Source organism: Azospirillum oryzae (assembly GCF_008364795.1).
Taxonomy (GTDB): Bacteria; Pseudomonadota; Alphaproteobacteria; order Azospirillales; family Azospirillaceae; genus Azospirillum; species Azospirillum oryzae.
In genome coordinates this window covers 1,019,559-1,045,119 of record NZ_VTTM01000002.1, presented here as the reverse complement: position 1 = coordinate 1,045,119, position 25,561 = coordinate 1,019,559, and the positions used below count along the sequence as shown (strand labels likewise).

At 68.8% G+C, this 25,561-nt stretch carries 24 protein-coding genes; 10 read left to right on the top strand and 14 right to left on the bottom strand.

The window, feature by feature from the left end:
* Window positions 1-146 precede the first annotated feature (146 nt).
* The 4 genes from FZ938_RS10950 to FZ938_RS10935 all read left to right on the top strand — a co-directional run bounded on the left by FZ938_RS10950 (window position 147) and on the right by FZ938_RS10935 (window position 4,962).
* Window positions 147-956 (top strand): TrmH family RNA methyltransferase, encoded by an 810-nt coding sequence (locus tag FZ938_RS10950; protein WP_246799001.1) that lies wholly within the window; start codon window positions 147-149, stop codon window positions 954-956.
* Entirely contained in the window at window positions 953-3,154 is a 2,202-nt protein-coding gene (locus FZ938_RS10945) for a helicase-related protein (RefSeq protein ID WP_149198496.1), read from the top strand. Before FZ938_RS10950 ends, FZ938_RS10945 begins: the two co-directional genes overlap by 4 nt.
* A gap of 230 nt (window positions 3,155-3,384) precedes the next feature.
* Complete coding sequence (locus FZ938_RS10940) at window positions 3,385-4,674, top strand: Nramp family divalent metal transporter (protein ID WP_149198495.1); 1,290 nt, start codon at window positions 3,385-3,387, stop codon at window positions 4,672-4,674.
* A 75-nt stretch (window positions 4,675-4,749) separates the two neighbouring features.
* Entirely contained in the window at window positions 4,750-4,962 is a 213-nt protein-coding gene (locus tag FZ938_RS10935; RefSeq protein WP_085089623.1) for a SlyX family protein, read from the top strand.
* A gap of 79 nt (window positions 4,963-5,041) precedes the next feature.
* Here the strand turns inward: FZ938_RS10935 and der are convergent, their stop codons facing one another.
* The 4 genes from der to FZ938_RS10915 form a co-directional block, all read right to left on the bottom strand.
* On the bottom strand, window positions 5,042-6,436 hold the full coding sequence (gene der, locus FZ938_RS10930) for a ribosome biogenesis GTPase Der (RefSeq protein ID WP_109149973.1): 1,395 nt from the start codon (window positions 6,434-6,436) through the stop codon (window positions 5,042-5,044).
* Between the two features lie 41 nt (window positions 6,437-6,477).
* Window positions 6,478-7,836 carry an outer membrane protein assembly factor BamB family protein gene (locus tag FZ938_RS10925; RefSeq protein ID WP_149198494.1) on the bottom strand — a complete coding sequence of 453 codons (1,359 nt, stop codon included), beginning with the start codon at window positions 7,834-7,836 and terminating at the stop codon, window positions 6,478-6,480.
* Between the two features lie 9 nt (window positions 7,837-7,845).
* Entirely contained in the window at window positions 7,846-8,490 is a 645-nt protein-coding gene (locus tag FZ938_RS10920; RefSeq protein WP_149198493.1) for a tetratricopeptide repeat protein, read from the bottom strand.
* Window positions 8,491-8,773: 283 nt separating this feature from the next.
* Window positions 8,774-9,415 carry a response regulator transcription factor gene (locus tag FZ938_RS10915; RefSeq protein ID WP_085089627.1) on the bottom strand — a complete coding sequence of 214 codons (642 nt, stop codon included), beginning with the start codon at window positions 9,413-9,415 and terminating at the stop codon, window positions 8,774-8,776.
* Window positions 9,416-10,366: 951 nt separating this feature from the next.
* On the opposite strand from FZ938_RS10915, the gene FZ938_RS10910 reads away from it, so the two are divergent.
* Entirely contained in the window at window positions 10,367-11,107 is a 741-nt protein-coding gene (locus FZ938_RS10910; RefSeq protein WP_246457397.1) for a response regulator transcription factor, read from the top strand.
* 80 nt (window positions 11,108-11,187) lie between these two features.
* Here the strand turns inward: FZ938_RS10910 and FZ938_RS10905 are convergent, their stop codons facing one another.
* From FZ938_RS10905 to FZ938_RS10865, 9 genes are all read right to left on the bottom strand, one after another.
* On the bottom strand, window positions 11,188-13,188 hold the full coding sequence (locus FZ938_RS10905) for a methyl-accepting chemotaxis protein (protein ID WP_149198492.1): 2,001 nt from the start codon (window positions 13,186-13,188) through the stop codon (window positions 11,188-11,190).
* A gap of 213 nt (window positions 13,189-13,401) precedes the next feature.
* A complete protein-coding gene (locus FZ938_RS10900) occupies window positions 13,402-13,737 on the bottom strand; it encodes a tRNA-binding protein (protein WP_149198491.1) in 336 nt (111 codons plus the stop codon).
* Between the two features lie 154 nt (window positions 13,738-13,891).
* Window positions 13,892-14,326 carry a phasin family protein gene (locus FZ938_RS10895; RefSeq protein WP_149198490.1) on the bottom strand — a complete coding sequence of 145 codons (435 nt, stop codon included), beginning with the start codon at window positions 14,324-14,326 and terminating at the stop codon, window positions 13,892-13,894.
* Window positions 14,327-14,499: 173 nt separating this feature from the next.
* Window positions 14,500-15,198 carry a TetR family transcriptional regulator gene (locus FZ938_RS10890; protein WP_149198489.1) on the bottom strand — a complete coding sequence of 233 codons (699 nt, stop codon included), beginning with the start codon at window positions 15,196-15,198 and terminating at the stop codon, window positions 14,500-14,502.
* A 78-nt stretch (window positions 15,199-15,276) separates the two neighbouring features.
* A complete protein-coding gene (locus FZ938_RS10885; protein WP_149198488.1) occupies window positions 15,277-15,759 on the bottom strand; it encodes a YbaK/EbsC family protein in 483 nt (160 codons plus the stop codon).
* Between the two features lie 12 nt (window positions 15,760-15,771).
* Entirely contained in the window at window positions 15,772-16,596 is an 825-nt protein-coding gene (gene proC / locus FZ938_RS10880; protein ID WP_149198487.1) for a pyrroline-5-carboxylate reductase, read from the bottom strand.
* A 37-nt stretch (window positions 16,597-16,633) separates the two neighbouring features.
* Window positions 16,634-17,137, bottom strand: coding sequence for a type III secretion system chaperone family protein (locus tag FZ938_RS10875; RefSeq protein WP_111066289.1), 504 nt, complete (start codon window positions 17,135-17,137; stop codon window positions 16,634-16,636).
* A 232-nt stretch (window positions 17,138-17,369) separates the two neighbouring features.
* A complete protein-coding gene (locus FZ938_RS10870; protein ID WP_174757277.1) occupies window positions 17,370-17,714 on the bottom strand; it encodes an accessory factor UbiK family protein in 345 nt (114 codons plus the stop codon).
* Window positions 17,715-17,836: 122 nt separating this feature from the next.
* Complete coding sequence (locus tag FZ938_RS10865; protein ID WP_149198486.1) at window positions 17,837-21,073, bottom strand: AsmA family protein; 3,237 nt, start codon at window positions 21,071-21,073, stop codon at window positions 17,837-17,839.
* A gap of 276 nt (window positions 21,074-21,349) precedes the next feature.
* Here FZ938_RS10865 and FZ938_RS10860 point away from each other — a divergent pair, with 276 nt between their 5' ends.
* Together FZ938_RS10860 and FZ938_RS10855 are read left to right on the top strand one after the other, a co-directional pair.
* A complete protein-coding gene (locus FZ938_RS10860) occupies window positions 21,350-21,532 on the top strand; it encodes a DUF4169 family protein (protein ID WP_149198485.1) in 183 nt (60 codons plus the stop codon).
* Between the two features lie 176 nt (window positions 21,533-21,708).
* Window positions 21,709-22,533 (top strand): DUF2189 domain-containing protein, encoded by an 825-nt coding sequence (locus FZ938_RS10855; protein WP_246457395.1) that lies wholly within the window; start codon window positions 21,709-21,711, stop codon window positions 22,531-22,533.
* A gap of 61 nt (window positions 22,534-22,594) precedes the next feature.
* On the opposite strand, the gene FZ938_RS10850 is transcribed toward FZ938_RS10855, so the two are convergent.
* The gene (locus FZ938_RS10850) at window positions 22,595-22,792 is read right to left on the bottom strand and encodes a DUF1192 family protein (RefSeq protein WP_109073099.1); all 198 of its coding nucleotides are present in this window, start codon (window positions 22,790-22,792) and stop codon (window positions 22,595-22,597) included.
* A 138-nt stretch (window positions 22,793-22,930) separates the two neighbouring features.
* Here FZ938_RS10850 and FZ938_RS10845 point away from each other — a divergent pair, with 138 nt between their 5' ends.
* The 3 genes from FZ938_RS10845 (at window position 22,931) to FZ938_RS10835 (ending at window position 25,554) form a co-directional block, all read left to right on the top strand.
* On the top strand, window positions 22,931-23,947 hold the full coding sequence (locus FZ938_RS10845) for an NAD(P)H-quinone oxidoreductase (protein WP_149198630.1): 1,017 nt from the start codon (window positions 22,931-22,933) through the stop codon (window positions 23,945-23,947).
* Between the two features lie 270 nt (window positions 23,948-24,217).
* Window positions 24,218-24,832, top strand: a complete 615-nt coding sequence (locus FZ938_RS10840; RefSeq protein WP_109073098.1) for a DUF1013 domain-containing protein — start codon at window positions 24,218-24,220, stop codon at window positions 24,830-24,832.
* 125 nt (window positions 24,833-24,957) lie between these two features.
* Window positions 24,958-25,554: a UbiX family flavin prenyltransferase gene (locus FZ938_RS10835; RefSeq protein ID WP_149198483.1), complete on the top strand. Its 597-nt coding sequence runs from the start codon at window positions 24,958-24,960 to the stop codon at window positions 25,552-25,554.
* Window positions 25,555-25,561 lie beyond the last annotated feature (7 nt).

Below are 25,561 nucleotides of genomic sequence, written 5' to 3'. Positions count from 1 at the left end.
CCAACTTTCTTTTGCTGCATCGCAACATGAGCGGGGGCTTGTGCATCGGCAAGGGGCTATACCCATGGAGGCATGCGGGCAACGGCATTGGAAACCCGCCCCGACATGCACTAAGTAGGCGCACACTCCAGATGCCGAGCCGTCCCTTGCCCACCATCATCCCGATCACCGACCCCGAGGACCCGCGCATCGAACCTTACCGCGACGTGCGGGAGCGCGATCTCGTCGGCCGGGATGGGCTGTTCATCGCCGAGGGTGCGGTGGTGGTGCGAAGCCTCGTCCAATCCACCCGCTACCGCGCCCGCTCTCTGCTGATCGCCGACAAGCGGGTGACGGCGCTGGAGCCGATGCTGGCTGCGCTGCCTGCGGACACCCCCGTCTACACCGCCACGCAGGCCGTGTTCGACCGCATCGCCGGCTTTCCCCTGCATCGCGGCATCCTGGCGGTGGGGGAAAAGACCGCCGTACCCACCGCGGCGGACCTGCTGGATGCCTGCGGCCCGGTCGCCCGGATCGTCATGCTGTTCGGCATCGGCAACCACGACAACATGGGCGGCATCTTCCGCAACGCCGCCGCCTTCGGTGCCGATGCGGTGATCCTCGATCCCGGCTGTTGCGATCCGCTCTACCGCAAGGCGATCCGCGTGTCGGTGGGGGCCACCCTCCTGGTGCCGACGGCCAAGCTCGCCGCCGACGAGGACCCGCTCGCCCTGCTCGACCGGTTCGGGTTCGAGGCGGTGGCGCTCAGCCCCGCCGGTGCCGAGACCCTGGCCGCCCTGCCCCCGCCCCGCCGCGCCGCCCTGCTGTTCGGGTCGGAGGGGCCGGGCTTGCCCCCTGCGCTGCTCGCCCGTGCCCGCAGCGTCCGCATCCCGATGGCCGGCGGCTTCGACTCCCTTAACGTGGCGACCACCAGCGGCATCGTGCTGCACCACATCGCCTCCGGACAGGCTGCATGACTGACGACACCACCACACCCGCCGCCGACCCGCATCTGGTCCACGACCTCGCCGTCGCCCATCCGGAGGTGACGACGCTGGGGGCGGCCGGCGTGCTGCGGATGCATGACGCCGAGGCGCGCGGTCTGGTGCCGCTCGGCCTGCCGCTGCCGAAGGGCAAGCGCGACCTGCTGGTCCCGGCGGAGCGGCGCGAGGCCATCCTGCTGGAGATCACCGGCCGTATCGACCGGGCCCACCGCCGCGACGCATTGCTAGCCCAGGGCCGCCGCGCGCTGGCCGGAACCCACACCGCGTTGCTGTCCTGCGAGGACCGCACCCGCGTCCGCGCCATCCGCGCCGACGACCTTCCCTGGCCCGGCCTGTCACCGGCGATCCGCCTGCAAGTCTCCCGGACCTTCGACGCGCTGGAACTGTCGGACCTGTCCGATGCCGAACTGTCGGCCCGGCTCGACCATGACCCGGCCCTGCGCGCCGCCCTGGACGACGCCCTGTCCCGCGTCGCCACCAGGTTGCGCGATCTGGCGGAACGGGCTGGAGACGACCCCGACTGGGGCTTCGCCAGCCTCGCCGAGCGGTTGGGCAAGGCCGCCCGCAACCGCACCGACGCCGACGAACTTCTCGACCGCTGGGACCGCGACTATGACCAGTGGCGCCGTGACCGGGCGGAGGCGCGCGGCCGGCTCTATGTCGACCGCCACTTCGACTTCTCCCGCTTCGAACGGCTGTTTCCGGTGGCGCGCGGCATGAACCGCCGGCTGGTCCTGGTGATCGGCCCGACCAACTCCGGCAAGACCCACCGCGCCATCACCGCGCTCCGCGAGGCGCGCGACGGCGTCTATCTCGCTCCCCTTCGCCTGCTGGCGCTGGAGGTGATGGAGCGGCTGAACGCCGAAGGCACCCCCACCACCCTGATCACGGGGGAGGAGGAGATCCGCACCCCCGGTGCCCGCCATACCGCCTCCACCATCGAGGTGATGGACCCCGACCGCCCGGTCGAGGTCGCGGTGATCGACGAGATCCAGATGCTGGCCGACCCGGCGCGCGGCTGGGCCTGGACCGCCGCGCTGATGGGTGTGCCGGCCGAGACCGTTTATATCCTCGGCGCGCCCGAAGTCCGCCCGCTGGTGGAGCGCGCCGCCGCCCATCTCGGCGAGGCGCTGGAGGTGGTGGAACTCGACCGCAAGACCCCGCTGTCGATGCTCGACCGCCGACTCGACTGGGCGGAGGTGGAGCGCGGCGACGCCCTGATCGCCTTCTCCCGCCGCGAGGTCCACAGCGTCCGCGATACGCTGCTGGCCCAGGGCCTGTCGGTCGCCGCCATCTATGGCGCGCTGGCCCCGGCGGTGCGGCGGCGCGAGGCGGCGCGTTTCCTGGCCGGCGAGGCCGACGTGGTGGTGGCGACCGACGCAATCGGCATGGGCCTGAATCTGCCCTGCCGCCGCGTGCTGTTCACTGCCCTGGAGAAGTTCGACGGCAGCAGCGTCCGCCCGCTGACCGCGACGGAGGTGAAGCAGATCGCCGGCCGCGCTGGCCGCTTCGGCCAGTTCGAGGAGGGGCATTTCGGCGTCATCGCCCGCGGCACCCCCGCCGCGCTGAAGCGCCTGCTGGAGGCGCCAGACCGCCGCCTGCGCGCCGACGCTCCCCTGCCCGTCCGCCCGACCCGCGCCATGCTGGCCCGCCTCGCCAGCCATATCGACAGCGACGAGACGCGGCTGCTGGTGGAGTGCTTCGGCGCCGCCGCCACCACCGGCTCCCCCTTCCGGCTGGCCGACCTGTCGGGGCTGCGCCGTGCCGCGCCGATGCTGGACGCCCGGCGGCTGGCGCTGGTCGCCAAGCTCGATCTGCTGCTCGCCCCCGCCGATCTGGAGGAGCCGGAGGACGCCAAGGTCTTCGCCGCCATTCTCGACGCGGTCGAGGCTGGGGAGACCCTGCCGCTCGGCCGGTTGATCCCGGCGCGGCTCGACGGTCTGGCCGCAGATGTGCTGGAAGCGGCGTCGCGCGCCTGCGACCTCTATTTCTGGGCGTCCCGCAAGTTCCCGGATGCGCTGCCCGATAGGGAGCGTGTGCGCAGCGCCCGCGACGCCATCGGCCGGCGCCTGTCCGAAGCGCTGGCCTCCCGCGCCCGCCGCCGCGAACCGCCGCCGGCCGCCGGTTTCCGCGGCGCCCCGCGCAAGCGCTTCGGCCCGCGCCGCCGCTGAACATCCCGGATGGTTCCCGGCGAAATTCATTCGCATGGCACTGCTGCACTGCGAACGAAGTGACGACCCCACTGTTCTGAACTGGACCTGCCTTGGCAGAGCGCCCGAATCGATAGGCAGCATCTATCTCGATATTAGAAACCATCGATTGGACGCTATCGAAATATCTTGCCATGTTGCATCGGCAGCCAAGCCTGTGGCCGCCATCGGATCGTTCAGGAGCAACCGGCGTGAAGACCGCATCCCCCACAATCGCCGATACCGTCCATACTGCCGCCCCGGCGGGCGGGCGCCGTTTCTGGACCATGCTCGGCCCCGGCTTCGTGGTGGCGGTCGGCTATATGGACCCCGGCAACTGGGCGACGGACATCGCAGCGGGCTCCAGCTTCGGCTTCGCGCTGCTGTCGGCGGTGCTGATCGCCAGTTTGGCCGGCATTTTCCTGCAGGGGCTGATCGTCCGGCTGACGCTGGCGACCGGCACCGATCTGGCACGGCTGATCCGCCAGCGCTTCCCGCGCCCGGTGGCGATGCTGGTGTGGGCGGTGTCGGAACTGGCGATGATCGCCACCGATCTGGCCGAGTTGCTGGGCAGCGCCATCGCGTTGAAGCTGTTGTTCGGCCTCCCGATCATGGCCGGCGTGGTGATCTCGGCCGTGCTGACCTTCGGCATCCTGGCCCTGCCCGGCGCCCGTGGCCGCACTCCGGAACTGGTGGTCGGCGCGCTGATGAGCGTGGTGGTGGTCTGTTTCGCCTGGGAACTGGTGATCGCCCGCCCAGACCCCGCCGCCTTGCTGGCCGGCCTGATGCCCAGCGTCGAGTTGGCCCGCGATCCGCAGATGCTCTACCTGTCGCTGGGCATCATCGGTGCCACCGTCATGCCGCACAACCTGTTCCTGCATTCCGGTCTGGTGCGCTCTCGGCTGGCCGGGGTGAAGACGGCGGAGGAGCGCCGACAAGCCGCGCGCTGGCTGACCATCGACCTGTCGTCCGCGCTGGCCCTGGCCGGTCTGGTCAACGGTTCCATCCTGGCGGTGGCCGCCGTCGCCTTTCTGGGGGCCGGAGCCGGCAGCGCCCCCGGCATCGAGGATGCGCACGCCCTGCTGGGCAGCAGCATCGGCGGCGTCGCCGCGCTGGTCTTCGCCATCGCCCTGCTGGCCGCCGGCCAAAGCTCCACCACCACCGGCACCATGGCCGGGCAGATGGTGACGGAAGGCTTCCTGAATCTGCGGCTGCGCCCGATCACCCGCGCGCTGATCACCCGCGGCGCCTCGTTGATCCCGGCGCTGGCGGTTCTGGGCAGTGCCGGCGACGGCGCGGTGGACGGGTTGCTGGTGCTGAGCCAAGTGGTGCTGGCGCTCACCCTGCCTTTCATCCTGATCCCGATGCTGTTGCTGCTGCGCAACGACAAGCTGATGGGCGGGCTGGCGATGGCGCCGCTGACCCTGCGGCTGGCCAGCCTGACCGTGCTGGTGCTGACCGGCCTGTCCGGCTGGCTGGCCGGCACCACCGCGATGGTGTGAGCGGAAAGGCATCTCGACCCGGAGCGGGGAATGGTCCATCTTGCGGCCCGTTTCCCTTACCCTGACCGGTGCCTAATGGATCCCGCTCTCGAACAACGCCTCGCCGATCTGGAAAGTCGCCTCGCCCATCACGAGCGCATGGCGGAGGAGATGTCCGAGGTCATCTTCGCCCAGGGCCAGACCATCGACCGCCTGACCGCCCAGCTGAAGCGCATGCGCGATCGGGTGGAGGCGGCGGAGTATGCCATCGCCTCTCCGCAGGACGACCGGCCGCCGCCGCATTATTGAGTCGGGTTGGCTTTGTGGCGGCGTTTGACCCACTCACATTCTTCCCTCTCCCCGCCTGTGGAGAGAGGGAATCTCCGGATCAATCCTCGGCGTAGGGGTTCTTGCCCTTGCGCAGCAGCAGGCGCACCGGCACGCCGGGCATGTCGAAGCTGTCGCGCAAGTGGGTGGTCAGGTAGCGCTGGTAGCTTTCCGGCAAATCCAGCGGCTTGTTGACGAACAGCGCGAAAGTCGGCGGACGGGTCTTCACCTGGGTGACGTAGCGGATCTTGACCCGGCGACCCTCGACCAGGGGCGGCGGGTGGTGTTCCAGGACGCCTTCGATCCAGCGGTTCAGCTGCGCCGTCGGGATGCGGCGATTCCAGACGTTGTAGGTCTCCAGCACACCGTCCAGCAGCGTGTCGAGCTTGTGGCCCTTCAGCGCCGAGATGGTGACGACCTTCACGCCCTTGATGTAGCCGAGCGAGGCCTGCAGCTTGTCCTCGACCTGACGCAACGCCATCGCGCGGTCGTCGACCGTGTCCCACTTGTTGACGGCGATCACAAGGGCGCGGCCCTCCGAGATCACCAGGCGCGCGATGGTCAGGTCCTGCTTGTCGAGGATGGCGGCGGCATCGACCACCAGCACCACGACATTGGCCATGCGGATGACGCGCAGGCTGTCGGCGACCGCCAGCTTCTCCACCTTCTCGTCCACACGGGCGCGGCGGCGCATGCCGGCGGTGTCGACCAGCTTGAAGCGGCGGTCGCGCCATTCCCAGTCGACGGAGATGGCGTCGCGGGTCATGCCGGCCTCGGGGCCGGTCAGCACGCGCTCCTCACCGAGCAGGCTGTTCAGCAGGGTCGATTTGCCGACATTCGGACGGCCGACGATGGCGATCTGGATCGGCTTGCTGCGGTCCTCTTCCGGCTCCGGCTGGTCACCGACCGGAATGGAGGGGTCGAAGCCGTCGTCCTTCTCCTCGACCTCGCCGGTGTCTTCCGGCGGGGCGTAGGGCAGCAGCGCCTCGACCAGATCGGCCATGCCCTCGCCATGCTCGGCGGACAGCGGGATCGGATCGCCCAGGCCCAGCTCGTAGGATTCGAACATGCCGGGCTGGCTGGCCTTGCCTTCGGTCTTGTTGGCGACCAGCAGGACCGGGGTCTTGCTCCGGCGCAGCAGGTTGGCGAAATGGCGGTCCAGCGGCGTGATGCCGGCGCGGGCGTCGATGATGAACAGCGCCACGTCGGCGCGCTCCAGCGCCTGCTCGGTCTGGCGGCGCATCCGCGCCTCCAGGCTGTCGTCGGTCACGTCCTCCAGACCGGCGGTATCGACCACCGTGAAGGACAGGCCGCCGACATGGGCCGGGGCCGAGCGCCAGTCACGGGTGACGCCCGGCGTATCGTCCACCAGGGCCAGCTTCTTGCCGGCCAGACGGTTGAAGAGAGTCGATTTGCCGACATTCGGCCGACCGACGAGGACCACGGTGAACGACATGGGGCCAAAGGCCTTTCACAACAGACGGAGGAAATCCGCGATCAGCGGAACGCGACGAGCGTTCCGTTGTCGCACAGCACATAAAGAGTGTTGTTGGCAACGACCGGCGGCAAGTAGGAACCGGTGGGGAGCGAACGGGTCACCTCCACCTGGCCGTCGGACGGCGACAGGCCGAGCAGCTGGCCGTTGGAGCCGGTGACCCACAGGCGGCTGCCCGCCATCACCGGGCCGGACCACACGATCGGACCCGACTTGTCCTCCGGATCCTTGAAGCGGGCGAGCGGCGCCACCCAACGGACCTTGCCGTTCTGGCGCGCCACCGCGACCACCTCCTGGTCGTTGGTGACGGTGAACAGGTAGTCGCCGGCCAGCCAGGGGGTCTGGACGCCGCCGATTTCCGTTTCCCAGATGCGGGCGCCGATCCGCTCGTCGATGGCGACCATGCGGCCGGAATGGCCGATGGCGTAGACATTGCCGCGGTCGACCACCGGCAGGCCGCGGATGTCTGCCAGATTGCTCAGCTGGCCGGTGCGGCGGATGGCGGCCAGGCTGTCCTGCCAGGCCACGCGGCCGTTTTCCGGGCGCAGGCCGAACAACTCGCCGGAGGAATAGGGGGAGACGACCAGCGTGCCGGTGGCGGCGGGGCTGGCGGCGCCGAGCAGCCCGGCGGTCTCCAGGATGCCCTGCTGCGACCACTGCACCGCGCCGTCGTCGGTGGAGAGCGCGATGGTCTGGTTGTCGAGCGTGATGACCAGCACGCGACCGCCGACCACCGTGGGCGCGCCGCGGACCGGGCCTGCGATGCGCTTGCGCCACAGGATCTTGCCGGTGGCGGCGTCGAGCGACAGCACCTCGGCGAAGCCGGTGGCGGCATAGACGCGGCCGTCGGCATAAGCGACACCGCCGCCGGTGGCACCGCCGCGCTCATTCTCCGGCCGGGTGTCGACCCGCCACAGCGACTGGCCGCTTCGCTCGTTCAGCGCGGAGACGTGCGAGTCGGCGTCCATCGCGAAGATGCGGCCGTCGGCGATCACCGGCGTGCCGAGCAGCGCGCGCGAGCTGCTGGAACCGGAGCCGATGTCGGCGCGCCAGGCGTCGGACGGGTTGGCCGACAAGGCGAGGTTGCCCAGCACATGGTCCGGCGTGCCGCCCGGCTGCGCCCAGGCCGCATTGGCGACCGGCGGCGGCACGGTCACGGCGACGGCGGCGAGCTGGGCGTCCGGCTCCACCTTGCGCTCGCGCTGGAGAACGGCGACGCGCTTGCCCGGCAAGGGCGGATCGGGCGTCTTGCCGAACCAGCCGTCGATGGTGTCGCAGCCGGCGAGAAAGACGGACAGCAGCGATGCGGACAGCAGCGCCGCGCGGCGGATGGAGCCGGCCTTCATCTTGTTGTTCTTCATGGCCCTGGATCAGCCCTTGCCGTAGAGGGAGGCGAGATCGGCGGCACGGCCACGCACGCCCGACGGCGCTTGCTGGTCATCCGCCAGTTGCTTGTAGAGCGTGCGCGCCTTTTCCGTGTCACCGGCGCGGGCGGCCAGCATCGCCGTCAGCTCGCGCGCCGTGAAGCGCCAGGGGCTGGTGTCGGCGGTCAACGGCTGCAGCTTCGCCGTCAGCTGGGCCGGGTCGCCCTTTTCCGCACGCTGCGTCACCGCCAGCAGGGTGGCGAGGTCGCGGTACTCGGCCGGCACGGAGCTGTTGGCGGCGATGCCGTCATAGATGGTCGCAGCCTCGTCCGGCTTGGTCTGGCGGATCAGCAGCGCCGCGGCGTTGAACTGGGCGATGGCGGCGAGGTCGGGCTTGGCGGAGCCGGCGAAGGCCGACAGCGCCTCCACCCCCTTCTCCGGTCCCTGGGCGCTCTGCGAGATGGCGGTGACCAGGGCGGCGGTCTGCTCCTGCTTCTGCTGCGCCTGCCAATGGCGCCAGTAGCTGTAGCCGCCGGTGCCGGCGACGACCAGGACGGCCGCGGCGATCATGGCGCCGCCATACCTCTTGAACAGGTGCTCCGCGCGGTCCCGGCGCAGATCCTCGTCGACTTCGCGGAAAATATCGCTCATGGCGCTGCGGTTGCGTCCCTGCGGTGGCGGCGTCGCGCACGGCCCGGATGGCGGCGCGGGTCAGGCGGAACCCGTCCGGCCGGCGAGCCGGTCGGATGATTCCACAAGATCAAGAGGGGCGGATAGCATCGGGCAACCCGCCGGGTCAAGAGGCTCACTGCCGTGGACGGGTGTCCGGCCGTTGCCGCCAAAAGAAAACGGGCCGTGGAGGCGATGCCCCACGGCCCAGTTCCGCGACCCGTACGTGCCCCGGATCGGTCGACGTCGTTCGGACCCTCGACTCTTACGCCGACATGGCGGCGGCGGCGATGACCGCCTGGGTGCGGTTCTTGACGCCCAGCGACTTGAAGATGGCGGTGACGTGGATCTTCACCGTGCCTTCCGACAGGCCCAGCTCATAGGCGATCTGCTTGTTCGACTTGCCGAGACGCAGGCATTCCAGCACTTCGCGCTGGCGCTGGGTCAGACCATAGCCGGCGCTGCGGTCGGACATGTCCACCGTGCGGCGGCGCGGCGCGGCCTCCATGCTGGCGGTCAGCGCGCCCGGCGGCAGGTAGATGCCGCCCGAGAACACCAGGTTCAGGGCGCCCATCATCACCTTCACGCTGCTCGACTTCGGGATGTAGCCGGTCGCGCCATGGTCGAGCGCGCCACGGATGTCGCCCAGGGCCTCCGACGCGGAGATCACAACCACCGGCACGCCCGGCTGCAGCGCCTGGATCTCGCGCAGGCCGTCGAAGCCCGGCCAGTTCGGCATATGCAGGTCCATCAGGATGATGTCGAAGGTGCTGCCGGCCCGGCACTGGTCCAGCACCTCGTCGAAGGTCCCGGCCTCGACGAAGCTGGCCTCGCCCTGCAGTTGTTCCAGCAGACGGCGCAGGCCTTCGCGAAACAGCAGATGGTCGTCCCCGATCAGAATCTTCATGGTCCCCGTCATCCTCGCTCGCCGACCCTTGCCGGTGCCGTCCGCTTGCGAACGACCGCCCGTCAGGGCTGTTGTCGATGTTGTCCGGCACGCCCCCGCGGCACCCGGATCACCACATTCGCGCCGAATACATGGCTTGGTGGTCGATTGGTCTGTACGCCCTCTGCGGACATCGGCCGGAAGACCGTCTGCCGTTGTGGGCTTGTTCTTCGCTGTGTTGGGTATCTGATACCACGATCGGTCGGGACCCTGTATCCTGACAAGGGCCATAGGTCATTCGAAGCCGACATGCCTCTTCGAGGCACCTTTGGTCATGGTACGACCAAGAATTACTTCCGCCAAAAGTCATAGTTTCTTCTGCGCGCGCGAACGGAGTTATCGCGCGAGCGCATCAGATTCATTTGGCCCGATCGGGATCATTCGAAAGGAGACCTGTTGTCTCCATTAGCGACGGGAATTTTTCTGGAACCTTGCCATCTTTGCGACGTTCGTGTGGCAGGGATTTGGTTAATCCCGATTCGAACGCGCAGAAGAGTAAGGAAAACCGCCGACCAAACCGAAAGGATATCCCTGATGGATGCCTGTACCAACGCGCATTCCCCTGTGACCCGCTCAGCACACATCATTCCATAGGTGTTACCGTTTCGAAACCTGAGGCGACCAACAAGGAGACGATAGGCGATCTTGGCTGATCATCCATCGCCTGATTTACGCGGAGCCCGGTTCATTTCTAAATCACGCGGTGCGAACAGGACTTCCCCGATCCCGATGAAGGGGGAGTTTGCAGTCCGCGCGGAAATACTTCGATGCCCACAATAATTTTCCGGATGACGTGAGTTTTATGATGACGTGCCTGGGCCAACCGGCCGGTTCCTCTTCAACCCTTAGACGCAGGCGGCAATGCCCTGAGCCGGGCCGGCCGTGGATGCCTCCTCCAGATAGAGCTGACCCATGCACACACACCATGAGTACGCCCATGAGAAAGCATCTCACCAGACCCGCAACGCGGTGACTCCCATGCATGTCTGCCTGATTCTCGACAACAACGCGCTGACCGAGAACGTGGTGCAGCAACTGGACCGTGGCGGTCGTCACCGGGTCACGGTTCTGCACGACATCGGAGAACTGACCCAGAGCGCGCTGACGCCGGATGCGATCCTGATCGGGCTGCAGCAGTTCACCGCGTTGCGCGAGAACGAACCGATGGTCTATCTGCGGCTGTCCCGCCGCTCGCGGATCGTCGTCGTGCTGTCTTCGCGTGAGCTGCTGGACGCCGCCCATATCCTGGCCTTCGCCGACGCGTGGGTGTTCGAGGATCTGAACGTCGACCGCATCAACGAGCTGCTGGATCTGGGGCTGGAAGGCCATTGCCTGATGCCCAAGCAGTTCCTGTCACGCCTTGGCGTCGACGAGATCCGGCTGACGCTTCTGCCACGCCTGTCCGATCCGGAATTCGAGACGCTGCGCCTGCTGGGCGAGGGCATGAACAACCGCACCATCGCCAACGCGTTGGACCTGTCGGAAGCGGTCATCAAGTCGATGGTGCGCAGCGTTCTGTCCAAGCTGCATTTCCGCAACCGGACGGAGGCCGGCGTCTTCGCCGCCCGGCAGCAGGGAGCCCTGGAACAGGCGCGGACCGGCATTACGCCGCCGCCAGTCCACGCCGCCGCCGTCCGCCGGGCCGGGGTCTAAGGGGCTGCCCTAGCCCGCCCGTCGGCACATCGCGCGGTCCGGCATTGCCGCCCAGCCAGTTCTGATCCGGCAAACCTGGATCAGCCAGCCAGGCGGCGCCCGGCCATCGCCTCTTCGAACCGATCGAAGCGGGTATCGAAGGCCTGACGGTCGATCTCGGCCAGCCGGAAGCGGACGCGCACCACTCCCTCTTCCCGATTGAAGGCGTCGAAGGGCAGCGCCACGCCCAGGCTGTCGAACAGCAGGGTGCCGCAGGTGCCGACGGCGTCGGCCTCGTCCAGCGCCGCGCCATGGCGCGAAATGTCCAGCAGCCGCACCGTCAGCCGACCCTCCGCCCCCTCCACGATGCAGGGTGCCTCGACGCGATAGCGCGGCACGCTGCGGCGATCCACATCGTCGGTCGCCGTGCGCACGGCGCGCACCAGCACATGCATCAGTTCGTCGATGCTGTGGGTCACTTCCGACGCCCCGGCGCGCAGCATGTCGGCGCGCTCCTCCGTCACCTTGGCCTCGCGCGACACCTCGTCGATGCGGATGGAGACATCGGTGGCCGCGCCGGCGGTCTGGCCGACATTGCGCGAGATCTCCTGGGTCGCCGACGCCTGCTGTTCCACCGCGGCGGCGACGGTGCCGGAAATGGCGTCGATCTCGCCGATGGTGCGGCTGATGTCGCGCACCTCCTCAACGCTGCGGGCGGTGACCGCCTGGATTTCGGCGATCAGGCGCGAGATCTCCTCGGTCGAGCGCGAGGTCTGGTTGGCGAGGTTCTTCACCTCGCCGGCGACGACGGCGAAGCCTTTCCCCGCCTCCCCAGCCCGCGCCGCCTCGATGGTGGCGTTCAGGGCAAGCAGGTTGGTCTGGGCGGCGATGCCCTGGATCAGTTCCGCCACGTCGCCGATGCGGCTGACCGCCGAGGACAGCGATTCGATGGTGGTCTCGGTCCGGTTGCTGGCGGCGACGGCGGCGCGGGTGACCCCGGCGGCATGGCCGACCTGATTGCCGATCTCCTCGATGGATGCCGAGAGCTGCTCGGCGGCGGAGGCCACCGCCTGGGCGTTGCTGAGCGCCTGGGCCGCAGCGGCGGCGACGTTCTGGGCGTTTGAGCCGACCAGCCCGGCCGATGTCGCCATGGCGCCGGCATTGCGGTCCATCTCCTGCGTGCGTGCGGCGACGCGTTCGACGGCGCTGCGGCTTTCCAGTTCCACCGTGTCGGCCATCGACTGCAGCGCCTTGCGCTTCTGCGCCTCGCCCTGGATGCGCTGATGCTCCTGCTCGGCGCGCAGGCGCTCCGCCTCGGCCATGCCGTCGCGGAAGACGAGGACGGAGCGCGACATCGCGCCGATCTCGTCCAGGCGGTTCACGCCGGCGACGCTCGCCGACAGATCGCCGGAGGACAGCGCGGTCATCACCTGGCTGAGCTGGCCCAGCGGACGCAGCAGCCAACGCGACACCAGATAGCCCGGCACCGCCAGAACCAGGGCGCAGATCACCACCAGCATGGTGGCGAAGCGCATGCTGTCGTCGAAGGTCTTGAACACCTCCGCCTTCTTGATGCCGACATAGAGGATGCCGACCGGTTTGCCGGCAGCGTCCTTGATCGGATCATAGGCGGCGTAATAGGGCTCGCCCAGGATATCGACCATGCCGCGGAAGGGAACGCCCTGGCGTAGCACCGCCTCATAGGCCGGACCCTGTGCCAGCGTGGTGCCGACGGCGCGCGTGCCGTCCGGCTTGGCGACGTTGGTGGCGATGCGGCGGTCGCCCAGGAACAGGGTGGCGGTACCCCCGGTGATGCGCTTGATCTTGTCGACCACGAGGTTGTTGTCGTTCATCACGACCCCGTCCAGCAGCAGCTTGCCGTCGGCAACGGAGAACTGGCCGCCGCGCTCCTGCAGCGACGACCAGGCGATGTCCATGCTGAGCCGCTGCATCTCGATGGCCTGCCGTTCGAGGTCGCGCACGATCACCTGACCGATCGCGAACAGGATGGCCGTGCTGAGAACCAGCATGCCGAAGAGGTTCAACACCGTGACTTTCGTGGAGATCGAAAGCCGGCCGACGAAGGCGCGAAGGGCGTCCATGAGTGCCATCCACCAGGAGACATGTTGCAGGTGCGAAGTCGCAGTCGCGCCGCACTATGCCATCCCGGTTTAGACTGCATTCATTTAAAATACATACGAACCCTGCGGCAACTTGTCGCCTTATGAGAGCCGCATGAATTCAACCTCGGGGTGATTTTTTCGTAGGTGCGGCATGACCGAATCTTTCATGCCGTCCCAGCAAAACGGACGAAATCAGAACAGCCGCGCGCCGTCAGGAACCGCATGATCCGGGCCGACCAGCACCACGGCGCCCTCGGCGTCGGGCAGGCCCAGGCACAGAACCTCGCTGGTGAAGGGACCGATGCGCTTGGGCGGGAAATTCACCACCGCCAACACCTGACGGCCGACCAGCGCCTCGGCGGCGTAGTGGCTGGTGATCTGGGCGGAACTGCGCTTGGTACCGATCTCGCCGCCGAAATCGATGGTCAGCTTGTATGCCGGCTTGCGCGCCTCCGGAAAGGCATCGACGACGCGGATGGTGCCGACGCGGATGTCGACCTTGGCGAAGTCGTCGTAAGAAATGGTCATGGCGGGTCCGATGCGGTTCTTGCGATCGACGCCAGCGTAGCGCGGCGACACCGGCATCGGAACCGGGAAGGCGCGTCCGGACCGTCAGGCACAAACGAAAAAGGGGCCGCCGACGGCGACCCCTCTTCGCTGATTTCCGGCGGACCGGAGTGGATCAGGACTTCGCCTTGGCGATGGCGGCCTTGACCTCGTCCAGGCTGTCCGACACGCGCTTGGTCAGGATCTCGGCGGCCTCGGTGTTCGACTTGGCGATCATCTCGCTCAGCTCGCGGATGTTGGCCAGCGACTTCTCGAAGGCGGTCTTGACCAGATCGGCCTGCTTGGCGGCCTTCTCTTCCGGGGTGCCGGCGGCGGTCAGTTCACCGACGGCGCGGTTCACGTCCTCGGCGACGGTGCGCAGCACCTCGGCCTGACGACGGACGATGGCCTGGAAGCCTTCGAAGGCCAGCTGGTTGGCAGCGGTCACCGCCTCGATGTTGCGGCGCTGGCTGGCGATGATGGACTCGACGTCCACGCCCGGCACCTTCAGGTCGCCCATCAGCTTGGACGGATCGAATTCGAGGAAAGGGTTACCGCTGATCTTGGCCATGTTTCTCGTCCCAGTATCGGTGTTTGCTGCCCGCATCTGTATACGGACATGTTGCGTCGCAACATTACAGATGCCGACTATGCAGAGTGCCGAAAAGTTAGTCAATGCGGTTTTTTGCGCCGCAGCATAACCTTGGCGGGAGAAAGCCCCCGCCGCGGAACTCCAGCACGTCGCTAAATGCCTGACGACATGGACTCTGTTCCCGACGACCGGTGCAGCGGACCGCGCCGCTTGGTCCAGCGGCAGAAGGTCGCGCCCCAGCGCTCCGCCCCGCGCAGCGCGTTGTCCAGCGCCGCCATGGTGCGCGACAGGTCGGCGGTGTCGTCGTTCAGGAACACACGCATCACCCGCGCATGGACGGTTCCGAGGCCGGCGACCAGTGCCGCGCCGCCGCGCTGGTCCGGGTCGATCCCGGCGGCGCGCAGCATCCAGGCCATGGAACGGCCGAAGGCGCAGGAGAAGGCCAGCGCCGTCGCGGGATCGGCCGGCAGGTCGCGCACCACCGACCGCAGACCGTCGCGGAAGGGGCGCAGAGCGTCGAAGCGGCGCATCATCACGTCGAACAGCCGGTCGCGCGCCGATTCGGTCGGATCGGCGGCGATATCGCCGGCAAGGACGGTTTCATCGGCAACCCGCGACACCGCCGCCAGCAGGTCGGCGCGCCCACGATAGCGGTGATGGAAGCGCGACAGCGGGATGCCGGCGGTGTGCGCGACCTCCAGCAGGCTGACGTGGCGCCAGCCTTTCTCGGCCGCCAGCCCCATCGCCGCCGATGCCACGGCACGGTCAAGGGCGTCGGGGTCCGCAAAATCCCGGGCGGGGTCTGAGCGGAAGCTGTTGTCTTCAGGCTTGTCGGACGACATGTCGGACATGGCACCACCTCCAGGCGACAGGGATCGCCTGATAAGGTGGTGTGCGGACGGGCGAACGTCACCCGTCCACCCCTTCAGTTATGCCTTGCGCACGGTCTCCACCCGGCCGCCGGTCATGCTGACCAGATCGGCGGGGGTCAGGCGGAAGACGGCGTTGGGGGTGCCGGCGGCGGCCCAGATGGTTTCCAGCCGCAGCAGGTCGTCGTCGATCAGCACCAGAGGCGGGACGGCATGACCGATGGGCGGAACGCCGCCGATGGCGAAGCCGGTCGACTCGCGCACGAACTCCGGGTCGGCGCGCTCGATCTTCTCGCCGATCAGACGGCCGACCGCCTTCTCGTCCACCCGATTGGCGCCGCTGGCGACGACCAGGACCGGACGGCCGGTCTCCTTGGTGCGGAAGATCAGCGATTTGGCGATCTGCGCCACCTCGCAGCCGACGGAATTGGCGGCGTCCTCAGAGGTGCGGGTGCTGCCTTCATGCTCGATCACACGATGGCCGAGGCCGATGCAGTCCAGCAGTGCCTGGACGCGGGCGGCGGAGGGGCTGAGGGTGGTCATGGCGGCACCCTCTCAACCGGCCAGCTCGCGCGACCGCCGGGTGGCGGCGGCGATGGCGGCGGTCATCACCGGCTGCAAACCGTCATCGGCCATCAGCACCTCAAGGGCGGCCTGCGTGGTGCCGTTGGGGCTGGTCACCGCCTTGCGCAGGTCGGCGGCCTCCTGCTGGGGCGAAGCGTCGAGCAGGGCGCCGGCCCCCGACACGGTGGCGCGGGCCAGCCGCATCGCCAGACCGGCGGGCAGACCGGCGGCCTCGCCGGCCTTGGCCATCGCCTCGACCAGGAAGAAGACATAGGCCGGTCCGCTGCCGGACACGGCGGTGACGGGGTCGAGAAGCCCCTCGTCATCCACCCACGCGACGTCGCCGACTGCGCGCAGCAGGCGGTCGGACAGATCGCGCTGGGCGGCGCTGACACGGGAGTTCGGAACGGCGACGGTCATGCCGCGACCGATGGCGGCCGGCGTGTTGGGCATGGAGCGGACGACGACCGCCCCCTCCCCCAGCAGACGCTCGAAATAAGCGATGGTCTTGCCGGCGGCGATCGACAGGAAGACGGTGCCGGGGCGGACCAGGGCGCGGTAGGACGGCAGCGCGTCCTCCATCACCTGCGGCTTGACCGCCAGGACGATCACGTCGGGTACGAAGCCGTCCGGCAGGGAGTCGGCACCGGTTGCCGGGGTGACGCGGGCGTCGCCCGCCACCGACTGCGGCAGGCCGGCGCGGTCGACCACCACGACGCGCGACGCGGTCCCGGCGGCTAGCCAACCGTCCAGCATCGCCCCGCCCATCTTCCCGCAACCGACCAGCAGCAGCGACGCACCCGATTCCGCCGTCATGACCGTGACCTCTCCCCTCGCTCAGGCTTCTTGTCTTTTACGCTTCGCCCATGGTGTCGAGAATGGCGGCGGACACCGCCTCCGGCGCCGATTTCCCTCCCCAGATCACGAACTGGAACGCGGGATAGAAGCGCTCGCACTCCGACAGGGCGATCTCCACCAGATCCTCGAGCTGTTCCACCGCGGCGCCGCGCGAACCCCGCAGCAGCATGGTCTGGCGGAACATCGGCGTGTGCTCCTCGGAGCAGACGTCGAAATGGCCGAGCCACATCCGGCCGTTGACCTCGGCCAGCAGTTCGGCGACGGCGGTGCGGCGGGCGGCCTGGACCTTCATGTCGAACTGGCAGGAGAACTGCATCGCGCTGACGTCCGGCTGCCAGACGAAATAAAGCCGGTAATCGCACCAGCGCCCGCCGATCTCGACGACCAGCTCGTCCTCGGTGGCGCGGTCGAAGGGCCATTCGTTGGCGGTGACGATCTCCTCGACCACGTCGAGCGGATTGTGGGCGGAAGTGGTGGTCTCTACGGCGACTGCCGACATGTGCGCGTCCTCCTGTGAAGGCGCTATGGGCGGTACCGTTCACCCGGACCGAAGCGACGCGCCGGCGTTGGCGCGCGGTCCGGGGCAATACCCCGAAGATGATGAAAAGGCGGGCTGGGCCGAGGCCGGTCTTGGCGCTGCCGCAGACCGCCCCTCCCGTCGACACGCGCCGCGGGATGACCGCGCGTGTCGACGGGAGGAAGGGTCCCTGTAGGTGCGGCGGCGCTATCGCTCAGGGTGCCGGGGAGGCCGTGGTGTCGGGCTTGTCCTCGCCTGCGGCGGTGGGCTCGGAACCGGCCGAGACCGGCTGCGGTGCCTTCGCGGCGCTCAGCGATGCAACGGTGGCCTCCAGCGCGGCAAGCCGCTCGGCCATCGCCTCCTGCTCCTCGCGGGCCTTGGCAGCCATTGCGCGGACAGCCTCGTACTCCTCGCGGCTGACGACGTCCATCCGTGACAGAACCCGTTCGAGCTGGGCCCGCAGTTGGCCTTCGGCCTCTTCGCGCAAGGACGAGAAGGCGCCGAGCGCGCCACCTGCCACACGGGCGAGGTCGTCCAAAATCCTGTTGTCCACCTGCATCGCTCTGACTTCCGGTTACCGTTCGTTCATTATGGACGCCACACGCCGCGACTTCAACGCCCTTGGAACGCCCGTGGCCCGTAGGTGGGCCCGTGTGGATGGGACGTGGTTTCGGTCGGGCCTTATTTGCCGGGCGCGGCTGCGTTGAAGTGGTCACGCAGGGCCTTCAGGTCCAGCGTCTGGTTCGGCGCGGACCAGGGACCTGCCATGCGCAGCGTCAGCGGCGGCAGATCGCCGTCCGCCTTCACCGCCAGCGCCAGTCCCAGATCCACCCGTTCGTCGGGAAGGGAGACCGTGCCGGTCAGCGTGCCGTCCGCCGGCGCGGTGGTCAGGCGGGCGTCCTCGGTGCGGATCACTCCCCTGTCGATGGCGAAGCGGGCGTCCAGCCGGTCCAGCTTGGTCTCGCCGCCCTGCAGCGCGCCGGCGACGGCGCCCAGCACCTCCTGCGTGCGCTCGGCCCCGGCGAGACGGCTGCGCAATGCTGCGAGGTCGACGCCGCGCAGCACGCCGCCCGACGCCACCGCCCGGCCCCGGCCGGTCAGGCTGCGCAGCAACGCGTCGCCACGGCCGCTGCCCGAAAGGGTCACGTCGAGATCGACGGTGCCGCCGCTGAGGCCAAGCCCGGCGAAGCCGGACAGCGCGCCGCCCATGTCGGCCTTGATGACGGTGAGGTCGGCGTCGAGCTTCGGCGCCTGCCCCGGCGCGGCGGCGAGCCGGCCGCTGAGGCCAATCTGCCCACCCTGCCATTCGCCGTCCAGCTGCTCCAGGGTCGCGATGCCGTTGTCCAGGGTCGCGCGCAGCGCCGGCTGGACGATGCGCTGCCCAGCCACCGTCAGGGAGGTGGAGGTCAGGGCGAGCCGCCCGTCCAGCGACCGCATCCAGCCGAGGTCCGAAAACGGGTCGGCGGGCGGCAGGTCGGCGGGATCGGCGGCGGCGGTCGTGGAGCGGCCGGCGCCGTCGCCGACCAGCGGCGCATTGCGCAGCCGGTCGAGATCGAGGTCGCCGGTCTGGATGTCGGCCTGGAAGACGGTCCGCTCCGACTTGCGGTCGAGGGTCAGCTTGCCGCGCACGGGGATGCCGGCGACCAGCCCCTGGAGGTTCTTCAGGACGGGGGATGCCGCATTGCCCGACAGCTCGCCATAGAGGTCCAGCGGGCCATAGGCGCGGGCAAGGCCGCTGTCGGTGAACAGGGCGGCGATGCGTCCCATCTCCTGATGGGTGACGCGCAGCTTCAGGTCGGCTTCGGGCTTGCGGTCGAGGCCGAGCAGGGCGCCGCCGGCGTCGACCGTGCCGCCGAGCATGCCGGCCGAAGCCTCCACCGCCAGCCGCTCGCCGTCGCCGGCCAGCCGTGCCTTGACGCTGACCGCGCCCAGGCGTTCCGGCACCGGCAGGCCGGGTGGCCAGGACACGGCGCTGGGCAGGCCTCCGAGCGACTGCGCCTGCGCCGCCAGGGCGAGGTTGACGCCGCGCAGCGGGATCAGGCTGGCGACCTGCCCGTCGATCCGCGCCTGCAGGCCGGCGACGTCGTCCACCTTGGCCTCGCGCACCGTCAGCGCGCCGGACGCGACCGTGGCGTCGAGATGAATCCCCTGGACCGGCAGGCCGCCGACCGTCAGCTGGCCGACCCGCAGATCGAGGTTGGCGTCGGCAAGGCCGAGCAGCCGCTGCGGGGTCTGGCCGCTGTCGGATGCGGTGGGGCGCGGAGCGGGCTGGGTTTGGGGTGTGGGCTGCGTGGGGGCGGGATCGGCCGGCAGATAGCCGTCCAGGTTCAGGCGGTCCAGCTCCAGCCGCGCGCCGAAGGCCGGCCGGCCGCGGTCGACATAGGCGACGGCGCCGCTGAGCCGGCTGCTGTCGAAGCGGAAATCCAGGCCCGACAGTTCGAAGCGGTCGGCATGGCCCTGCAGCCGGGCCGACAGCGAGGCGCGGCGCAGCCGGTCGGCCGGGACGCCGCGCGGATCGAGCTTCGCCCACTCCAGCAGGGCGCGCAGGTTGTCGGCATTCGCCTCCATCCGCAGGTCGAGCGTCGGCTGCCCGCCCGGCGTCGTCACCTCGCCCGCCGCGACGAAGTCGGAACCGCCGGGCAGCAGCGCGCTGACCCGGTCGATGTTGAGCCGCCCGGCGGACAGGCTTGCCTCGACCCGGCCCTGGCGAACCACGCCGCGGTTGTAGCCGATGGCGTCGATGGCGACGTCCAACTTCGCCTCCACGCCGGTCGGCAGCGCGAAGGACGGAAACGGCGCCTTGTCACCCGTGGCGCCCGTGGCGCCGGCGGCGGGAGCGGGGGTGCCCCGGCCGCTGCCGCCGCCGGCCGCGGTGCCGTTGCGCCCGCCCTGGGCCAGCCAGGCATCCAGGTCCAGCCGGTTGACGGCGAGGGTCAGTTCGGTGCGCGGAATCTCGCGCTTGGCCGGGTCGCCGGCGCGAAGCGTGGCGTTGCCGGTGGCCCGCGTGTCGCCCAGTTGCGCTTCCAGGCCCGAGAAGGTGGCAAGGCTGGTCCCCGCCTCCACCGTCGCGCGCAGGCCGAAGGACTGGCTCAGCGCGGCGGGAGCCCAGCCGGAGGCGGGGGCGTCCACCAGCTTGGCAAAGTCGCTGCCCTCGGCGCGCAGGTCGCCCTGCACCTTGGACCCGCCGCCGGCCCCGCCGCCGGTCAGGATGCCGGCGAAGCGCAGGGTCGCGTCGGTGTGGGGCATCGACAGGGTGGCGCGCACCGGCACCGCCGCCCCTTCGGTGAAGCGGCCGGCGGTCGCCTCGCCATGCAGGGACAGGCCGCGCAGGCGGAAATCGCCCTGAAGCTGGAAGGGGCCGTTCAGGCTGCCGGCGGCGATGCGGGCGTTCAGCTTCTCGACCGTCTCGGTCCGGCCGTTGCGGTCGTCGCGGTAGATGATGGTGCCGTTGTCGATCATCACCTGATCAAAGCTGACGGCGGAGACCAGCCCCTCGGCGGCGCCCAGACCGTCGCCGGCGCGGGTGCCGGCGGTGGACAGGTCCCAGTTGATGCGGCCGTCCTTCAGCACCTCCACCACGAAGGTGGGCTCGACCAGCGCGATGCTCTCAACCTGGATGCGCCCGCCCAGCAGGGGACCGAGCGCCACCCGGGCATCCAGCTTCTTCAGGCGCACCATGTCGGGTTCGGCGGCTCCGGCGGCATTGGCGAGCCGGGCATCGCGCACGGTCAGGGCCGGCGACGGCAGCAGCGTGAAGCCGACGTCGCCATGCAACTCCACCTGCCGGCCGGTCGCCTGCGACACCCGCTCGGCGATGGCGCCCTTGTAGGCGTTCCAGTCGATAAGGCTAGGCGCCGCCAACAGCAGGCCGGCCAGAACCGCCAGTCCGGCCAGTGCAGCGATCAGGATCTTCTTCACCGGGTTTCCGCCTTCCCTGCGACCGGCCTTGTCGTCGGCCGCGCCCCTTTGCCACGTCGATACAAAGACTCGTTCCCCCACCCGCCGCACCGTTCGCTTCCGGTGCGCGCCGTCCTTCGGTAAGCTAGCGCCCGCAGAAGAAACAAGCAATTTGGGCAATCCCACGGCCAAGTCGGGGCCGGCCCGAATTTTTTCCGCGAAAATTCCCGCCCGCCGAGCGCCCCGACCGGCCGCGCGGCGCCCGAACCATTGAAATCAGCCACCGGAGACCGTGCCATGGGCGACGTGGTCAACCTCAATCGTTTCCGCAAGACCCGCGACAAGGCCGAGCGCACCAAGGAAGCCGAGGCGAATCGGGCCCGATTCGGCCGCACCAAAGCGGAGAAGGAACGCGACCGCAAGGAAGCCGAGCGGAGAACTCAGACTTTGGACGGACATAAGCTTGACGGCGAGGAGTGACGGCATCGACCGAAAGGACGGGAAAGACCAAGCTTGGGAGTCGGAATAACCTCAGCTGATTTGTTACTATTTGGTATGCCGATAGTTCCCTATTGCGACTATCAGAGCGACTGTGTGAGAGTGCCTCCATGAGCGCCGGCGGGCGCTGTCCTTGGTTCATGGGGAGGGCCGTCAACATGGTCGACATGACGTCGTTTCGCGGATCGGTTCAATCGCCACAGACGCACACCCCCGGCCATACTCCCGCTTGGCTGCCGCCGATCCGGACGGTCGAGATTGACCGTCCGTGGGTTTGGCTGTCGTCGGCTTGGCAGGACATGATGGCGGCACCGGCAATCAGCTTCGCCTATGGCGCGCTGGCGGTGATCTCCAGCCTGGTCCTGGTGGTCGGACTGGCGATGCTGGACATGGAATATCTCCTGCTGCCGATGGCGGCGGGCTTCATGCTGGTCGGTCCGCTGTTCGCGGTCGGGCTGTACGAGACCAGCCGCCTGCTGGAGCTGGGGGAACGGCCGACCTTCGGCAAGGTGGTGGCGGCCTATCGCCGCAACGGGGTGCAGATCGCCGGAGTCGGTCTGGTGCTGATGCTGGCGATGCTGGCCTGGATCCGCGTCGCCTTCCTGATCTTCGCGCTGTTCTTCTCCGGCGAGCCGCCGGCGCTGGACCAGTTGGTCGACCGCATCTTCTTCTCGGCGGAGACCATTCCGTTCCTGCTGACCGGGACCGTGTTCGGCGGAATAATCGCCACTGCGGTGTTCTCCATCGCCGTGGTGTCGGTGCCGATGCTGCTGGACCGCGAGACCGACGTCTTCACCGCCATGGCGACCAGCATCGCCGTGGTGCGCGCCAACATCAAGCCGATGATCGCCTGGGCCTTCCTGATCGCCCTGTTCATGAGCGCCGGGATGGTCACCGCCTTTCTCGGGCTGGCGATCGCCCTGCCGGTGATCGGGCACGCGTCGTGGCACTGCTACCGCGATCTGGTCGGCATCGGGCGGTAAGACAGACACTTGGAATTCAAGGCCCTTCCCCCCGGCGGGAAGGGCCTTTTCCTTTGGCGCCTCAGCCCTTCCTGAAGAACGCTTCCGCCGCCGATTTCTGCGCCTGTTTGGCGGCAATGGCGGCGCGGGCGCGGTCGATCTCCGCCTCCAGCGTGGCGATGTAGGCCTCGATCTCGGCCACGCCCATCACGGTCAGGTCCTTGGGCGCCGGCTTGGCCTTGCGCGGCTCCAGATCCTCGAAACGGTCGTCGATGGCCATGCTGTGGGTCCCTCCCCTGCCGCGTGGTTCGCCTTGTCAGGCCGGTCCGGCAAATCTACCTTTCGCACCGGACAATGCCAACGTGCCGGTGCCGTCAGGCGCCGGAACGGACAGACAAAAATGGAAGGGACGACCGCCATGGGCTTGAGCCTGCCCGACAGCATGCGATGCGTCGAGATCACCCAGCCCGGAGGACCGGAGGTGCTGCGCCCGACCCGCCGCCCGGCGCCGGTGCCCGGTCCCGGCGAGATCCTGGTGGAGGTCGCCGCCGCCGGGGTGAACCGCCCCGATACACTGCAACGCCAGGGCCGCTACGACCCGCCGCCGGGCGCGTCCGACCTTCCTGGGCTGGAGCTGTCCGGCACGGTGATCGCCATCGGCGAGGGGGTGGAGAACTGGGCCAGCGGCGACAAGGTCTGCGCGCTGGTGGCCGGCGGCGGCTATGCCGAATATTGCGTGGTGCCGGCGGTGCAGGCCCTGCCCGTCCCCGCCCCGCTGTCGATGGTCGAGGCGGCGGCGGTGCCGGAGACCTTCTTCACCGTCTGGACCAACGTGTTCGAGCGCGGCGCGCTGAAGCGCGGCGAGACCCTGCTGATCCATGGCGGGTCGAGCGGCATCGGCACCACCGCCATCCAGCTGGCCAAGGCCTTCGGCGCCACGGTGTTCACCACCGCCGGCAGCGACGACAAGTGCCGCGCCTGCGAGGAACTGGGGGCCGACCGCGCCATCAACTACAAGACCGAGGATTTCGTCGCGGTGATCCGCGAGGCGACCGGCGGGCGCGGCGTCGACGTCGTGCTCGACATGGTCGGCGGCGATTACATCGCCCGCGACATCGACATCATGGCGGTGGACGGCCGCCACGTTTCCATCGCCTTCCTGCAGGGGGCGAAGGTGTCGCTGAACATGGCCCCGGTGATGACCAAGCGGCTGACCCTGACCGGATCGACCCTGCGCGCCCGACCGGTGGCGGAGAAGGGCCGCATCGCCGCGGCGCTCCGCGAGCATGTCTGGCCGCTGCTGGAGTCCGGCGGCATCAGGCCGCAGATTCACAGCACATTCCCACTGGAACAGGCGGACGAGGCGCACCGGCTGATGGAAAGCAGCGCGCATATCGGCAAGATCGTGCTGACGGTCGGGCCGGACGCCGCCTGATTTTGCGCTTTTCTTCGTCACATCCGCGCCGTCGGGCTTGCCATCGACCGGCAAGACAGGTTAGCAGAGGCGAGCGGGCGGCCGGGATTTCCCGGTGCGCCTGCGCAAGCATGCTTACGCGGACCGGTATTCGCCCTATATCGTGGTGACGAGAATGGGGCGGCCGCCCCGGGGTCGCGAAGCCGCCCCCGCACCGCATAACCAGTTCGAACGACCGGCCGCACCACCCGCCAGCGGGTGCGACCGGTGAAGAGTTTGTCAGGAGGGATGATGGCACTGCCCTTGATGCCGAAAGCGACAGCCGTCTGGCTGGTCGAGAACACGTCCTTGTCCTTCGAGCAGATCGCCGCCTTCTGCGGCATGCATTCGCTGGAAGTCCAGGCCATCGCCGACGGCGAGGTCGCGGTCGGCATGGTGGGGCTGGACCCCATCGCCAACGGCCAGCTGACCAAGCAGGAAATCGAACGCTGCGAGAAGAATCAGGATCTGCGCCTGAAGCTTCTGGTCGCCGACCTGCCGCAGGTCGCTTCCCGGTCCAAGGGCCCGCGCTATACCCCGATCACCAAGCGCGGCGACAAGCCCGACGCCATCGCCTGGTTGCTGAAGCACCATCCGGAGCTGTCGGACGCCCAGATCTGCCGCCTGATCGGCACCACCAAGCCGACCATCGCCGCGGTGCGCGACCGCACCCACTGGAACGTCGCCAACATCAAGCCGCGCGGCCCGGTGATGCTGGGCCTCTGCTCGCAGCGCGAACTGGAAGAAGCACTGGCGCTGGCCATCCGCCGCGGTGGCGTGCCCCGCCCGCCGGAGGAAGCCGCCGAGGACTTCTATGGCGAGAACCGCGACGACGACCGCTATTCCGAACAGGAAGACGCGCACTGAGGGTGAGTATCCCTCTCCCGCCTCTCGCACAAACTTCGTTTGTGCTGACGGCGTCAGACGGATCGAAGATCCGCTGAGAGCCCCGGGAGAGGGAATGCCGCTTGATGAGAGCATAGAAGCCCGCCATGACCGATGATCCCACCAGCTCTCCGCCCCGGCTCGTCGTCGGCATCAGCGGCGCGTCGGGGGTGATCTATGGCATCCGCATGCTGCAGACGCTGCGGCGGATCGGCGTCGAATCGCATCTGGTCGTCAACCGCTCCGCCGAGGTCACGCTGGCGCATGAAACCAGCATGAAGGTGGCGGAGCTGCGGGCGCTGGCCGATGTCAGCTATGCCGCCGCCGACATCGGCGCAGCGGTGTCCAGCGGCAGCTTCCGCACGCTGGGCATGGTGGTCGCTCCCTGCTCCGTCCGCACGATGAGCGAGATCGCCAGCGGCGTCACCTCCACCCTGCTGACGCGGGCGGCCGACGTGGCGCTGAAGGAGCGGCGACGGCTGGTGCTGATGGTGCGGGAGACGCCGCTGCATCTGGGCCATCTGCGCACCATGACCGCGCTGGCCGAAATGGGCGCGGTGATCGCGCCGCCGGTCCCCGCCTTTTATGCCAAGCCACAGAGCATCGACGATCTGGTCGACCATTCGGTGGGGCGGGTGCTGGACCTGTTCGGACTGGACGCCGGCAACCTGCGGCGGTGGGGCGAACGGCCGGCGGAGGCCTGACCGGCCA

Bases quoted from the DNA above. Each gene is read 5' to 3' on its own strand.
- FZ938_RS10945 (WP_149198496.1), top strand. From the start codon at position 953: ATGACTGACGACACCACCACACCCGCCGCCGACCCGCATCTGGTCCAC.
- FZ938_RS10935 (WP_085089623.1), top strand. From the start codon at position 4,750: ATGGATCCCGCTCTCGAACAACGCCTCGCCGATCTGGAAAGTCGCCTC.
- der (WP_109149973.1), bottom strand. From the start codon at position 6,436: ATGTCGTTCACCGTGGTCCTCGTCGGTCGGCCGAATGTCGGCAAATCG.
- FZ938_RS10925 (WP_149198494.1), bottom strand. From the start codon at position 7,836: ATGAAGAACAACAAGATGAAGGCCGGCTCCATCCGCCGCGCGGCGCTG.
- FZ938_RS10920 (WP_149198493.1), bottom strand. From the start codon at position 8,490: ATGAGCGATATTTTCCGCGAAGTCGACGAGGATCTGCGCCGGGACCGC.
- FZ938_RS10915 (WP_085089627.1), bottom strand. From the start codon at position 9,415: ATGAAGATTCTGATCGGGGACGACCATCTGCTGTTTCGCGAAGGCCTG.
- FZ938_RS10910 (WP_246457397.1), top strand. From the start codon at position 10,367: ATGCACACACACCATGAGTACGCCCATGAGAAAGCATCTCACCAGACC.
- FZ938_RS10905 (WP_149198492.1), bottom strand. From the start codon at position 13,188: ATGGACGCCCTTCGCGCCTTCGTCGGCCGGCTTTCGATCTCCACGAAA.
- FZ938_RS10900 (WP_149198491.1), bottom strand. From the start codon at position 13,737: ATGACCATTTCTTACGACGACTTCGCCAAGGTCGACATCCGCGTCGGC.
- FZ938_RS10895 (WP_149198490.1), bottom strand. From the start codon at position 14,326: ATGGCCAAGATCAGCGGTAACCCTTTCCTCGAATTCGATCCGTCCAAG.
- FZ938_RS10890 (WP_149198489.1), bottom strand. From the start codon at position 15,198: ATGTCCGACATGTCGTCCGACAAGCCTGAAGACAACAGCTTCCGCTCA.
- FZ938_RS10885 (WP_149198488.1), bottom strand. From the start codon at position 15,759: ATGACCACCCTCAGCCCCTCCGCCGCCCGCGTCCAGGCACTGCTGGAC.
- proC (WP_149198487.1), bottom strand. From the start codon at position 16,596: ATGACGGCGGAATCGGGTGCGTCGCTGCTGCTGGTCGGTTGCGGGAAG.
- FZ938_RS10875 (WP_111066289.1), bottom strand. From the start codon at position 17,137: ATGTCGGCAGTCGCCGTAGAGACCACCACTTCCGCCCACAATCCGCTC.
- FZ938_RS10870 (WP_174757277.1), bottom strand. From the start codon at position 17,714: ATGCAGGTGGACAACAGGATTTTGGACGACCTCGCCCGTGTGGCAGGT.
- FZ938_RS10860 (WP_149198485.1), top strand. From the start codon at position 21,350: ATGGGCGACGTGGTCAACCTCAATCGTTTCCGCAAGACCCGCGACAAG.
- FZ938_RS10855 (WP_246457395.1), top strand. From the start codon at position 21,709: ATGGTCGACATGACGTCGTTTCGCGGATCGGTTCAATCGCCACAGACG.
- FZ938_RS10850 (WP_109073099.1), bottom strand. From the start codon at position 22,792: ATGGCCATCGACGACCGTTTCGAGGATCTGGAGCCGCGCAAGGCCAAG.
- FZ938_RS10845 (WP_149198630.1), top strand. From the start codon at position 22,931: ATGGGCTTGAGCCTGCCCGACAGCATGCGATGCGTCGAGATCACCCAG.
- FZ938_RS10840 (WP_109073098.1), top strand. From the start codon at position 24,218: ATGGCACTGCCCTTGATGCCGAAAGCGACAGCCGTCTGGCTGGTCGAG.
- FZ938_RS10835 (WP_149198483.1), top strand. From the start codon at position 24,958: ATGACCGATGATCCCACCAGCTCTCCGCCCCGGCTCGTCGTCGGCATC.